This is a genomic window from Variovorax sp. PBL-E5 (assembly GCF_901827185.1).
GTDB lineage: Bacteria > Pseudomonadota > Gammaproteobacteria > Burkholderiales > Burkholderiaceae_C > Variovorax.
Genome location: NZ_LR594672.1, coordinates 476,531 through 488,851 on the forward strand (window position 1 = coordinate 476,531; position 12,321 = coordinate 488,851).

The 12,321-nt window shown below is 63.4% G+C and carries 12 protein-coding genes; 4 read left to right on the forward strand and 8 right to left on the reverse strand.

Going from position 1 to position 12,321, the window contains the following annotated elements; translation table 11 throughout:
- Positions 1–1,073: 1,073 nt before the first annotated feature.
- A complete protein-coding gene (locus WDLP6_RS30050; RefSeq protein WP_146039560.1) occupies positions 1,074–1,784 on the forward strand; it encodes a hypothetical protein in 711 nt (236 codons plus the stop codon).
- Between the two features lie 109 nt (positions 1,785–1,893).
- Positions 1,894–2,301, forward strand: a complete 408-nt coding sequence (locus WDLP6_RS30055; protein ID WP_068674047.1) for a hypothetical protein — start codon at positions 1,894–1,896, stop codon at positions 2,299–2,301.
- 97 nt (positions 2,302–2,398) lie between these two features.
- Here WDLP6_RS30055 and WDLP6_RS35255 read toward each other — a convergent pair whose 3' ends face one another.
- Together WDLP6_RS35255 and WDLP6_RS30060 are read right to left on the reverse strand one after the other, a co-directional pair.
- The gene (locus tag WDLP6_RS35255; protein ID WP_162570918.1) at positions 2,399–2,614 is read right to left on the reverse strand and encodes a hypothetical protein; all 216 of its coding nucleotides are present in this window, start codon (positions 2,612–2,614) and stop codon (positions 2,399–2,401) included.
- An 88-nt stretch (positions 2,615–2,702) separates the two neighbouring features.
- On the reverse strand, positions 2,703–3,377 hold the full coding sequence (locus WDLP6_RS30060; RefSeq protein WP_162487216.1) for a YkgJ family cysteine cluster protein: 675 nt from the start codon (positions 3,375–3,377) through the stop codon (positions 2,703–2,705).
- Positions 3,378–3,463: 86 nt separating this feature from the next.
- Between WDLP6_RS30060 and WDLP6_RS30065 the strand changes: the two genes are divergently transcribed.
- On the forward strand, positions 3,464–4,018 hold the full coding sequence (locus tag WDLP6_RS30065) for a hypothetical protein (RefSeq protein WP_068674044.1): 555 nt from the start codon (positions 3,464–3,466) through the stop codon (positions 4,016–4,018).
- Positions 4,019–4,057: 39 nt separating this feature from the next.
- On the opposite strand, the gene WDLP6_RS30070 is transcribed toward WDLP6_RS30065, so the two are convergent.
- Positions 4,058–4,861: a TatD family hydrolase gene (locus WDLP6_RS30070; RefSeq protein WP_068674041.1), complete on the reverse strand. Its 804-nt coding sequence runs from the start codon at positions 4,859–4,861 to the stop codon at positions 4,058–4,060.
- A gap of 210 nt (positions 4,862–5,071) precedes the next feature.
- On the opposite strand from WDLP6_RS30070, the gene WDLP6_RS30075 reads away from it, so the two are divergent.
- Positions 5,072–5,710, forward strand: coding sequence for a hypothetical protein (locus WDLP6_RS30075; RefSeq protein ID WP_162570919.1), 639 nt, complete (start codon positions 5,072–5,074; stop codon positions 5,708–5,710).
- A 75-nt stretch (positions 5,711–5,785) separates the two neighbouring features.
- Here WDLP6_RS30075 and WDLP6_RS30080 read toward each other — a convergent pair whose 3' ends face one another.
- The 5 genes from WDLP6_RS30080 to WDLP6_RS30100 form a co-directional block, all read right to left on the reverse strand.
- Complete coding sequence (locus WDLP6_RS30080) at positions 5,786–6,292, reverse strand: hypothetical protein (protein WP_068674036.1); 507 nt, start codon at positions 6,290–6,292, stop codon at positions 5,786–5,788.
- Positions 6,293–6,982: 690 nt separating this feature from the next.
- A complete protein-coding gene (locus tag WDLP6_RS30085) occupies positions 6,983–7,309 on the reverse strand; it encodes a hypothetical protein (protein WP_146039562.1) in 327 nt (108 codons plus the stop codon).
- Positions 7,310–7,395: 86 nt separating this feature from the next.
- Entirely contained in the window at positions 7,396–8,196 is an 801-nt protein-coding gene (locus WDLP6_RS30090) for a hypothetical protein (RefSeq protein ID WP_162570920.1), read from the reverse strand.
- Between the two features lie 145 nt (positions 8,197–8,341).
- Positions 8,342–10,444 carry a hypothetical protein gene (locus WDLP6_RS30095; RefSeq protein WP_162570921.1) on the reverse strand — a complete coding sequence of 701 codons (2,103 nt, stop codon included), beginning with the start codon at positions 10,442–10,444 and terminating at the stop codon, positions 8,342–8,344.
- 188 nt (positions 10,445–10,632) lie between these two features.
- Positions 10,633–11,787, reverse strand: coding sequence for a hypothetical protein (locus WDLP6_RS30100; RefSeq protein WP_068674024.1), 1,155 nt, complete (start codon positions 11,785–11,787; stop codon positions 10,633–10,635).
- Positions 11,788–12,321 lie beyond the last annotated feature (534 nt).

Here is a 12,321-nt window from a genome sequence, read left to right on the forward strand (position 1 = left end):
TGCATGACAGGGATTTCCCGTCAGCGAACCTCCACAAGACTTGGCGCAGGCCCTGCGCCTTCTCTCAGCCTATGGTCGGCTTGATGAGCCAACCACCGCCGGACGCGCGCTCATCGGTGAGCCTCGCGTGACGGGGAGGCCCTTCGCACCGCTTTCATTCGGCGCGCGCCAGGCAGTCCCGCATTTTCTCATCAGAAGCAAGGCGGAGGCAGGCTGCCACCGACTGCTTCGTGACGGAACCACGGTTCTGCGGCAGATTTTTGGGCCGCGAAGCGACCGTTCGCGGCGGCTGAACACGCTGAGATGGAGCTACTGGCGGGAGGCCGACCGGCTGCGACGAAGCAGCGGGGGTCGCGGCCGCCGTCGGCGCAACGGGGGCGCTTCGGTCCAGAAGACCCAAACTGAGGACGAGGTAGCCGATGTAGCCGAGCACACCCAGCGCGCCTAGGACAAGCCCGGGGAGCCCCTTGCCACGGCCGCCGCTGGCGGCGGAAGGGGCTGGCGGAGGCGGTGCCGCTGGAGGAAGTGCCGAGGCACGCGCTGCTTTCACCTCGCGCTTCGTTTTGAGAAGCGTCCGCATCGACAGCCAGTACAGCACGGCGACCGCGAGGACATCCAGCACCATGTACGCAGGGTGCCCCATCACAACGCCGACACCCGCCGCCAAGACCGCCGCGACGGTAGTCCACCAGACGCTTCGGGTCGTGCTCGCTACCACGAAGACTGCGACGGCTGGGACGAGCGCGATGAGAAGGACTAGAGCAGACATAGGCAGTTGGTCCGAAAAAGTCCAAAGTCGGCCATTCTGCCCACATCCTGGCCTTCGTGCGCTCCGCTTCAAAGCGCCTGCGGCGCAAATTCGGAAGTGCGTCACACCGCAGATAGCCGCCTTCACGCTTCTCGGCCACACGACACGCCCCTCGTGCCATGAGACGTGGTCATGCGCGACCAAGGCAGAGGGGCGCTCCCTCATCCCGCGTCCGTCCTCTCGCGTAGTCACGCGCCGAACGCGATTTCGGATTACGCCTCGCTCGCTATACCGCTCAGGACAACTACTTTTTAGGAGGGCAGCCGTGCCTATCGTTCGTGAGTTCATCTATAAGGAATGGGATGAGGTTGGAATCATGGGTCTCGAGCCGACCTGGTTTGAGAACGCCAATCCGGCCAGCGGCCTGGCGTGCGCGCACGACATGCTGGAGCACTTCGCGACCCAGACCTCCCCGGTCGAAGGGGAGTGCGAGGCACTCGGCTCCGTTCTGCTGCTGCGCCTGGAGAACGGCTGGGCCATGCGGCACTCTTACGGCCGAGACAACGCTGCGGACCTGGCGCTGAACATCGAGGGGATGCTGCGCGATTGCGTCAACGACGACCTCGAGCTTCCGAAGCTCATCCCCAGCAGAAAGCTGGACTTCTACACCGAGGACTCCATCGTCCGCGGCGTGGCGACCGCCTTTGGCAACTTGGATGAAATCCTTGCCGACACTTCGCTCAGCGAGGAGGAGGTTGCCGAGTACAAGTCACCGACGGTGCAGGCCGCATTCGTCGCCTGGATTCGTCGCGGCTATCGCCGCGCCATGAAACGCTTCTCTGAGTGCGACGGCTACACCGTCGGCATGGTCCTCTTCGAGAAAATCGCGAAGGCTGCTGACAGCCTCATCCGTTCAGAAAGTCTCTGGGAAGGCGCCCGGGTGCGGATTTCCGCTCATCTGCGTCGCTGCGAGGCTGTCATCAAGGTCTTCGACCCCGACACGCGCCGCTGGGTCGACGCAGAACTCTACTGCTAAAAACTGCTTCTTTCGAGCCGCTGGCCTCACAGGTCGGCGGCTTTCCCATTTTAAAGCCCGCCATCGTGCGGCCTGGCTATACACACGTAGAACCCAACCAAAGGACAACATGACAGTTACGAACGTGCAGGAAGTACAAGCCAAGTTCCTGGCCGATGTGGCCAAGAACGGTATCGTCCACACGCTGCAATGGATTGGCACCTGGTACGACCAGGTTGCGGAAGCCGCGGCAGCCGACGAGTTGAAGAACGCGCTTGGCGAATTTGCCGACGATGCAGAAGCTCGCGAGTTGGCGCTGCTCGACCGCCTCCTGCCAGAAGCAGAAGGCATCTCGAACTACAACTCATCCGCCGGACACAACCTGCTCCGCGAAGCGAACATCGCGGCCCGTGCCCGGCTGGTGAACCGACACATGTTCGGCAACACCGGGCCCTCGGGCCGCCGGATGCGATGGGACCAGGTGCGTGAGCGCCTGCAAGCGGAGAAATTCGCCGCTCAAGCGCAGGCAGGCAAGTGATGCCAGAGCAGTCGCAAACTTCGACCCAGCCGCTTTTCGAATATTCGAAGACCTACCCGCCGCGCAACCGAAACCTGCCGGCCCCGGGGCCAGCGGACTACCCGCGCCTTCCTCCGAACAGCGCCTTGAGGACCCCCCAAAGGCTGAAAGTCGTTCGCGAGTAGATTCGGTTGTAGGCGGCCTTCTTTGGGTTGATGAGCCAGCCCCATCCTCGGGGAGCCTTCAGGCCCAGGCTGTGCCGCACGAAGCGTTTGGGCGACGTACGCGCGCCAATCATCTTGCGTACCGAGGGCTTTCGCATCCCAAACTTCACTGGCGGCTCCTTAAGTCATATCTGGGCGAGGTGGCCGTCCGCTCGGTCAGCCGTGCTCATTGCGTATCGACCGAGGCCTTGCGTAGGACTACGAAGCAGGAAAGAAGTCCCGGAGGTCTGCAATCGTCTCGCCGCCGCTTGCTTGCGCGTACACCAACTGAAACTCGCGCGTGTCCACCAAGGGAACTGGAACGGTCACTCCTGGAATCAGGACGCAGAGCCTATCGGATTCATCCAACGAGAGGTGCATCCGGCAGGCAAAAGGGCGGTTGGCGTAGATGCTGCAGCGGTTGTTCCTGAGGAACGTACACGGACGGTGATAGCCATACTCTGTCGACATCTCCTTGCTGGCAGATACGCGCTTCGGCTTGCGACCAATCGCCTCCCCAATGAGGGAGGCCTCTGTTTCGGACACCGACACCGGGATGTGGCAACAATGCGCGCAGCTACCGGCGGCGCAAGCGGTGATTGGCATCAAGGCCTGCCCGAACTTTGTTGCCAAGTCGCGCAGCTTCGTCATGCGAGCTTTTCGCGAAAGGGACGGCCGCAGCACCTCATTCAGCACGCGCTGAATCTCGGCCTCGAAAGCCTTCAGGCGGGCGCGCATCTCAGCCACCTTGCCCTCGGCAACGGCCTGTGCATGCGGCAGGATTCGAATGATGTGTTCGGGAACATCGGCTGCGACGTGCTCGACCATCTCGCGACTGTCGGACGTGAGCATCGCGCGGACTTCGGCAAAGTCGTCGTCGGAGAACTGGGGCACGTGAGGCATTCCGTATTATCCCTCGTTGGACGACGGCCGCATCGCGATGGCTACACGGCGTAGGTCATCAACACGAAGGAATGCCAATGGCACATGGAATTGCAGTATCCCTGGGCACCCCGCCGCTTAACCGCTTTCGCGAAGGTTCACAGCTGTTCCGGCTGCACCCGTCGCTGGGAGAATACGAAGACATCAAGAATATCGTAACCGTCGCGGTGACGGGAGCAGCTGTCGACCACGGCCATCCCGAAACGACCGTCTTCTTCACCGACGAGCAAGGCGATGCTGGCCACTACCTCGGCCTCGGCTTTGCAGAAGCGCTACCGCGCGAACACCGCATTGTGGGCAAGCACGACGTCTACGCCGCCCTGCGCAACCTGCGCTACCTCCCCGTCGGCGCTGACCGCCTCCCAGAGCTGCGCACAAAGGGGCACGAGCTTGCGCTCGCCTTTGCGACCAGCAGCAGCTACCTCGACCCCGAGGACTACGCTGCCAACAACTGGGGCATGTTTGCCGCCAAGTACCTCGTCGAGAACGAGGGCTTGGAGGACCTTCCGCCGGTTGCGAACAAGGTCGACTGGGCTGCAATCGACACCCGTGAGGCGCAAGAGCGCCAAGCGCGTGACGTCCTTTACATCTGAGTAAAAAACTCATTTCTTGACCCCGGCAGCAAGCTGGGGTCATCTCATTTCTGGACGAGTCGTCTTGAGGGAGAACAGGCGCCCCGAGTTCTCGGTGCAGCGTCGCGCCACCTCCTCGAGGGGCAGGCCCTTGAGCAACGCGACCTCGTGCGCCACCCACCGGAGGTTGGCGGGCTCGTTGTACGTGCGTCGGCGTTTGAGGTTCTTCGGGCTGAGGTAGGGCGCATCCGTTTCCAGGTGAAGGCGCTCCAGCGGGATGCCCTTCACCGCCTCGCGCAGGGCGCCACCACGGTTAAGGTCAGTCACCCAGCCTGTGATGCCGATGTCGAGCCCCATGGCGAGAAAGGCCAGCGCTTCGTCATATGTCCCCGTGAAGCAGTGCACGACCCCGCGCACGGCACCCACGCCTGGCTCGGTGACCAGGGCGTGGAACTCCTCGAACGCGTCCCTGCAGTGCAAGAAGAGCGGCTTCTTGAACGCAGCCGCGGCGCGCAGCTGCGCTGAGAAGGCCTTGCGCTGGTTCTCCCGGGAGGAGAAGTTCCGGTTGTAGTCAAGGCCACACTCTCCTATGGCGACGACCTCTGGGCTTTCCCACAAGAGTGCAAAACGCTCGAGGTCCGAAGGGCTCCAGTTGTCTGCAGAATGAGGGTGCACGCCGGCGGTTGCAAACACGAAGCCGCGCTCCGCACGTGCGAGGTGCAGCGCTTGCACGCTGGACTTATGGGAAGTGCCTGTAGCCATCACTGAGACCAAGCCCGCCTCCCTGGCCCGAGCGAGGATGTCCGAGGTGTGGCCGGCGAGCTGGCTGGTGTGGAAGTTGACTCCGATGTCGATGAGGTCCATGGTGTCGATTTCTGAGCGGATGTGAGCTGTGTAGCGTCGTGGATTTGCTTCCGGATAGCCGGCTGATGCTTATGGGGTGTTAACTAAAACGGATGTAGCCCATAGTACCTAAAGCTGACCTTGATAAGATTCATTCTCTCGTCCCCCTCGCTGAGGGGAACCCAAAGCCCGCGCAGCTCGTGCCGCGACGCGCACCGCGCGACCCAACACATGTCCGCAACACCTGCAACCCTCGTCATCGACAAGGCCTTTTCGGCCTATCTCGCATACAGCACCGCTCCGACGGAGGCGGCGCTGTTGGAACTGCTGGCCGAGCTGAAGATGCTCGACGAGACCCTGGCTCTCACCGCGAATCGCAATACCTTTCTGGCGTTCCCAGAGTATCAAGCCCTAAACGCGCTTCTGGACCACGCCAGGTATGTCGGGGATGCGCGCAACGTCATCAGACTGCGCTCGCTGCTCGGCACGCCGCTTGAGTCAGAGATTGGCCAAGCTTGCCTGGTATCGAGGACCGATTGCCACGCGGCGCTGCTGAATGTCGGGGCGGCGCACCGGATATGCGCGAAGCGGGCGGTGTTTAAGGCATTTCGTCAGTGGGGGCCCGTCCTGGACATCCATCCCGCGGTCCTGAACTGCATGGTGAAGGCCTTTGAGCTCCTACGTGCCACGGGGCTGAAGGGGGAGGGCACTGCCTTTCAGGTCTTCGAGGAAACCTACGACTACCAGGCCGAACACGATTTGCCGCACCTTGTACCTGGTGTCGTCGCCTGCAAGGAGTCGGAAGAGCAGAAGCTGCTCGGGCTGATGACGAACCTTTATCTGGCGGAGACGTCGCTCGCAGGCGCCTGACGCGGCCTAAAGCGTTTCTCATTTCATGCAATGTTTCTCGTTCTGGACAAACCGAACGAGAGCCGAAAGACGGGCTTAAGCGCCTTCGAAATCAACCAGTAGACGGGCGGCAAGGGCGCGCAGAACTCCGATATCTTGCGCCGCTTCCATTGCGGCTGTCGAACCATCCGCCGGAATGTCCATCCATTGCGCAGCGCGAATCAATGCGGCACGCTCCGATGTGGCCAGGGTCACCCGGCTGAGCTGGACGCGGTCCACCGCGTCCTCGACGATGGCACGCGCGTAGTCGCGCATCCAGCCCTTGGAGACAGCCAAAGCGTCGACCAGGCCATCAACAGCGGCAGATACGCTCCCCTGCACCGGCCTGTTTGGCGGCGTCTGGCGGCCGGCAGCGAGGTCGCCCAGGTCGAGAATCGCGCGGCCAACCGACACCAGGTAGTCGGCCTTGTTTTCACCCACTGCGCGAGCGAAGCACACGAGGATGTCCAGGTCACTGACGGCCGGCGTCACAGCCGGTGCAGAACGCAGTTCGACCCCGGAGGCCCTGCCTCCGGCGCCGGTGTTCTCTCCTTGCGCCGTCATCGCTGGTTGGCCAGGCCAAGGGCTGGCGCGTCCGTGGTTTGGGGGTTTCCGGACCGCGCCGCGACGCGCTCGGCCTTGCGTTCAGCGAAGGGTCTGCGCGTGCGACTTGGCAGCGGTGGCCAGGCAAGGACCCGCATTTCGACTCCGGCGAACTTGTTGCCAGGGGAGGACTCGAAAATGTCGGGCTGCGATTGGTGGTTCATGAGGGCGGTTCCTGAGGTGATTGGGGCTTGGGCTAGCCCCCGCTATGCAGTTCCGCACAGGCTCGCCGCTGCAGGGAGGCCGCTTCCACGACTTCCTCGTGCCGGGAGGCCTCCTTCATGAGCAGGTAGTCCCGTACGTATAGCTGCCGATGCGACGCAATCACCGAATCGCGTATCTGGCGCGCCCAGCTGCTCCGCTGCACGAGGTCGAGGGCGTCAGTGCAGTACTTCGATTCCGCCAAGGGCGAACAGGCCGAAAGCGCTTCCCCGAAAACGGCTCCTACCCCGACGGACAAGAGCACTCCCACCGGGAGGAAAACCAGGGCCGACGGCGGCGCTTCGTAGCCGTTCCAAGGAATTGCCAGCAGCCCAGCCGCAAACACGAGCCCCAGTGCGTGGCTCGCGAACATAAGTAGCGAGAATAGCTTCTCCCGACTAGCTGCCACCTTGTCCGAGGGCAGTTGGTGTACTGCCATAAGCAGTCGTGTCAGTTCGCACGGCATTCGCGGTCCTCTCGTTTGGTTTTGTTCGCTGCAACCGCGGCCGCTGCAATGGTTCCCGCAACGTCCGCCCACACTTCACGGGTGCGGTCGCTGATGTCGTTCCAGGTCAACGGTTTCCCGAAGGGCGGGGAGACTTCCTGCATGCGCTCGAACGCCAGCCTACCGAAGCAGGCCAGCTCGCCTTGCCTGCCCGTTGAAGCTCGAATCGGCGCGAGTGCATGCCTCGGTTGCACAGCCGCATCCGGGCGGCCCTCCGCGGCTTTCTCTCGCAGGCGGCGCTCATGGAACGGGTCGGTGCCCTGCAGCTGCATAGACGCCAACTTCTCGGGCGACCAGGTTGCGACGGTCGCTTGAGCGCGAGCGACCTGCTCGGCAAGCGAGGAGGGCCGGGCTCCCATCAGCTTTCCTCCTGGCGCAGCTGAAGTTGCTCCCAGACTAGGTCGACGAGGGCATCGTTTAGCTTGTACCGGCCGGTGCCCCGCCACTCCAGGCCGCGCTGCCCGGTCGCGAACTCTCCCATGACCTGCTCGCCAAGGTAGAGCTTTGCGGGGTCCCCGTCACCCGTATGCAAGCGCAGCGTCACAACGCCGTAGTCGTTTGGCTCGTTGTAGTAGACGCCATCGCTGTTGCCCTCCACCTCGAACAGGTCGAGCACAGCACGGATGGTGGGCCTGTCGAATTCTCGAGCTGCGACAGCATCTCCACTGGGCTCTCCAACAGCGGTCGATTCCGCTTCCTCGCCCTCGTGTTGGCCACGCGAAGGCGGGGTTCTGTTCCTAAAGGCGTCAACTGCCGCGTCGAGCTCGTCGCTTGCGATGCAAGTACCAGCGCCGGCGGCCGGTTGCAGGCCTTCAAACTTGAACGCAGGGCCAGCGGCCGTCTCTTCGACCCTCACCCGCTTGCGCAGCTGGACGTAGCGCAGCGCATTATCCTGAAGGCCTCGGGACGGGTACGGTGCGGCTCGCGCCAAGTCACCGCAAACGTCGCACTGCATCCGTTGCCAGCCTAGAGCATCGAGGGCATCCCAGTCGACAGGCTCCTCCTGCGGCGCCTTCGTCTTCGCGGCCAGGGCCTTGAAAAGGGCGTCCGCGAAGGCGAGGGTGTCCGACCAGGGTTCGGTGGACCCTGAAGTCGTCTTTCGCCGTAGCGCGATGACTTCTTCGGGCGTGAGGATGGGATAGGCAGGGGATTGGCTCATAGGCGCCTGGGGAGAGGAGAAAGGCGGGAGCTGTCCCGCGGGCTTCGGCGTTCATTATAGAGCCTTTTAGATGCACTATCAACACCGTCACTGCACATCTAAAGCACAAAAAGCGCCCAAGGGCGCCTTTTTGGAATGTCGCTGTTTAGGCGGCGACGGCGGCCTCCGAACGCTTCCGCGGCCTTCCCACATGCGGGCGGTTCACGAAGTGTCGCTGGATGTGCAGCCCGTCGGCGGCGCCGAACACCTTGACCTTCTCGCTGTCGAAATCGGCAACAGCCGCTGCCGGGACGTAGAGCTTCGGGGTGTTGCCAGTGTGGGTTGTCACCATGTGGGGCCCGCACGCATTCAGCCTGGCCAATCGACGGCTGGGCATCAGAGGATGCGGGACCAGCTCGAATCGCGCCCCTGGCACGAAGCCGTAGTCTGCGAGCCATGCGCCCTGAACCTGAATGCGGCTTTCACCTGGCGGGAGGTCGTACAGCGACGTGTTCTTGCCAGAAGGTGCGTGGAGGGGCACCGTCAGACCGCCTATGGAAGCCGTGGGGGCCTTGGAGCCTTGGACGGCGGCGCCCTCGTGCCTGGAAACAAAGCGCTGAATTCTCAGGGAACCGAGCGGGATGCGTTGTGCCTTCTTGCACTGCCGGCCCAACTCGCTGTCAGGGGTGGTGAGCAAGATTCCGTCGCGCGTCACAATCGCCCGGACAACTTCCGTACTCGCCACGTCGAACAGCGTGGTGCCCACGAATTGACGGGGCATGTCGGACCTTGTTTGGTCGTAGGGGCGCAGCGTCTTCGACGACGTCTCATTCCCGCGCCGAATCATCGTGACGTTGGTGTATCGCGTGAAGGCCAGCGGGTCATTGAGCTCGATGCCTGCGAGCTTCCAGATGAGGCCGGCGAGGATGGCTAGGCGGTTGCCTGTGGCATCCGTTACCTTGCAGTCCTTCCACGCAAGAACAACAGCGTCAGCGGTCGGATACGGCGCGCTGACGAGGTCAACGACGTCATCATCTACGCGAGGGTTGCGCTCGAGCCGGGTAGGCTCGAGACCTCGGGCGAGCTTACGCGCGTCTTCTTCGGTCGTGAGGATGACGTAGCCTGGGCCTTGAACCAGCGCGTGCTTCGCCGGCGTGACTTCAGGGCTCAGTCCAACGTGGTTGACCACAAAGCCTCCTTCCGAGGTGACGGAAAACATGCCGCCGCGGTTGCCGGCCCAGATGAGTGCTCTGCCTTCAAAGGTAGCGATATTGAGGCCTTGGCGGGGTTCGAGCCCGGCCGCACGGAGCGTCCGCATTGGCACTCGCAGGGACGTGCACCCCTGCGAATCGGCCCGCAGGACCACTGCCTCGGGCTTGGCAAGCCTTGGCCAGCTGGCGAGGGCCGGGTACATCAGGCGCACACCGCCGACCGCAACGCTGCCCCGCGACCAACCGTGAGGCGGTTCCTCGCTATCCTCAGCTGGCGTAAACGGTCCAGCGTCGGCAGCCGCCTTCGTTGCCACTGGCACGTTGTCTGCGGCCTCGCGCGCCTCTAGCCCGAAGTCGGAGAGCGGCCGTGACATGCCTACCAAGGCAACGGCACCGTCCATTGCAATCATCCGCACGGCGTCGCCCTCGACGGACGCGGCCCCGATGGGTCCAATTCGGAAGTAGGGATAGGCCTTGCCGCCCGCGGAAGGCCGGTAGGTCAACCGACCGTTGGCGCGCTGCTCCTCCACGCGTTCGATGAGGAGGCCGTCGGCATGGCGGGTGATGCGCGTCGGCGACTGGGGTCCGAACCCGGCGACTTCCCACAGCTTGCCGGAGACCGTCAGGTGCTTGCGCTCTCCGTGCGTCTTGAGCAGGATGTGCCAGGCAAGCCCGCGGCGAGAAGGCACAGGTGCCTTGCTCGTCGCCAGTTCCTGCTTGTTCGGTAGGGGGAGGGTCGGAACGGACTTGAAGTCGGCGACGCCCCGCCGGCTTGGCATCAACAGGAGGTACCCCTTACCAATCAGCAGCAGCGACTGCTCTTGCAGTCCGGCAGGCAGGCGAGAACTGGTCAGACGCACACCAAGCCTGGGCGAGACGGCTACGGAATCGCCGCAAAGAGCCTCCGGGCCGCCGGCCGTGACAAGCGCGATGTCCTGGAACGAGGTGACAAACACCTCGCGCACGTGGGCCATGCTGGCGGCTGCCAGCGCCGCGTTGGGAATGAGCAATTGTCTGTAGCCGGCAGGCTGCACGACCTTGGGCACGTGCTGCAGCAAGGGCGCGGTGAGCTCGGGGCAGGTCGGAGAGGCGGGATAGGGGACAGCGCGCACAGGCTTGCTTTCTGGATTGACCGTTGGAAAGCAGGATTGTAGGGTCTTTTAGATGCATTAGCAATACCGCCACTGTTGCCTAAAACGAAAGCGGCGCCTTATAGCACCGCCTTGCTGACCGTCACGTCGCGGTACTAACTCGCGAAGTGCTGCTGGATATGCAGTCCGTCACGGGTACCAATGACCTTGACGGCAGGGCTTCGGAAGTGCGAGACCGTCTCCAGTGGCAAATCGAGCGCCGCGTGCGAGGCGTTGAGAGGAGTCTCCCCGACAAGAAACGCGCCCTCCTTATCCAGGACGGCGAGGACTCGAGAGCGGACAACCGGGTCCTGCTCGAGCGAGTAGCGCTGGCCCGGGTGGAAGCCGTAGTTGGTCAGCCACGCACCCGTGACGATGAGGTTGGGCATCTCCCGGTCAAGGGGCACCACCGTTGTGTTCGCGGGCGAAACCCGCAGCGCCTCTTCCGCGGTCGCCGGAGTGTCATAGTCGCGGCGGTCGTCGGCGATAAGGGCAAAGTCGCGCAGCGACCTGGCCACGCCAACCAATGCGATTGCGCCGTCCATGGCGACAACCCGTACCGTGTCACCTTCGATGGTCGACAAGACCGCCCGGCCGAAGCGTTTGCCGCCGTAGGCACGCTTGCCCCGAGCCATCTTCGAACGCAGCTGGCTATTGGCTTCCTCTGCGGCGACCTGCTCGATGAGGACGCCGTCCATGTAGCGGGTCACCCGCAGCGGCGAGTCAAGCTCGAAGCCTGCGACGCTCCACACATTGCCGGTGACGTCCAGGCACCGCTGTGCGCGACCATAGGCCGCCGTGGTGAGCTCGCGCCACAGCAGGCCCTTGCGCGCGGGCAGGGGCGCGTCGACGTGGGCCACGGTCTCCTCTTTGAGCAAGCCCTCGTTTTTCTCGAACTCCGGCAGGTGCTGGTAGCGGGCGGCTTCCGAGCCAGAAACGACGGCAACGAAGCCTGGGCCTGCTAGCAGGATGGAGTCTCGGTGAAGCACGGAAGGCAGGCGCGACATCGTCAACTGCAGCACGGCGCCGCGCTCCGAGCTTCCGGCAAGCGCACGGCGCTGGCCACCGTGGCGGGAGCTCGCGGTCACAAGGGCGCCGTCCCCGAAGGTGGAGACGAAAACAGCGGCGCGGCCTGAAAGGCCAGCAGCGGCAAGCATGCGGGCAGGGATGACGAGGAAGCGCCGCCCAGCGTTCGGCGCACCGTATTGAAAGGCATCGCATCGGGCGACGGGGTCGGCCAGCTTTGGCCAAGCAGCGAGAGAGGGGTACATGGTTGACAGGAACGAGGGTCAAAATCGAAAAAACGACATCTGCTCGTCCCGGCATTGGGCGCAAAACTAGAGCGCCGCCCGGAACCAAGAAACCACGTATTGAGAGACACGCTTCGGTAGAGGCAGAAAGGAAAAGAGACCGCGCTGCGCCGACTATCGTGAGCCTTAAAAGGTCTCACGTCGCTGGTACAGGCGGTCGTCGGTTTTGCGCAAGGGTCATCGTCGTAAGCTAGACGGCCGCCCTAAGGCAACCGTCGCACTGCGTATAGGCACCCCGGAAAATGATGGGTTAACCCTTAGCATATAGAGGGGCACGTCCATACGCGCGCAGTTCCATTGCCGGGCGGCCGCCCGCCGGCCGCCGCGGAGAACACCAAACGAGAGCCGCCTGGTGCGCAGTGCCGTGACTTGAGTGCCGAGCGGTTCCCGCCCGCGTCCCGCCCTGTAAATGCCCCAGGCGAGAAAGACCGCCCCAAGTGGGCGGGTTCGCGGGCGGGCAAATTGCTTTCCAAAGGTCCGGGAGCTCTGCACGTT

Coding starts and splice junctions, on each gene's coding strand:
- WDLP6_RS30055 (WP_068674047.1), top strand. CDS start 1,894: ATGACAGTTACGAACGTGCAGGAAGTACAAGCCAAGTTCCTGGCCGAT.
- WDLP6_RS30065 (WP_068674044.1), top strand. CDS start 3,464: ATGGCACATGGAATTGCAGTATCCCTGGGCACCCCGCCGCTTAACCGC.
- WDLP6_RS30070 (WP_068674041.1), bottom strand. CDS start 4,861: ATGGACCTCATCGACATCGGAGTCAACTTCCACACCAGCCAGCTCGCC.
- WDLP6_RS30075 (WP_162570919.1), top strand. CDS start 5,072: ATGTCCGCAACACCTGCAACCCTCGTCATCGACAAGGCCTTTTCGGCC.
- WDLP6_RS30080 (WP_068674036.1), bottom strand. CDS start 6,292: ATGACGGCGCAAGGAGAGAACACCGGCGCCGGAGGCAGGGCCTCCGGG.
- WDLP6_RS30085 (WP_146039562.1), bottom strand. CDS start 7,309: ATGCAGCTGCAGGGCACCGACCCGTTCCATGAGCGCCGCCTGCGAGAG.
- WDLP6_RS30090 (WP_162570920.1), bottom strand. CDS start 8,196: ATGAGCCAATCCCCTGCCTATCCCATCCTCACGCCCGAAGAAGTCATC.
- WDLP6_RS30100 (WP_068674024.1), bottom strand. CDS start 11,787: ATGTACCCCTCTCTCGCTGCTTGGCCAAAGCTGGCCGACCCCGTCGCC.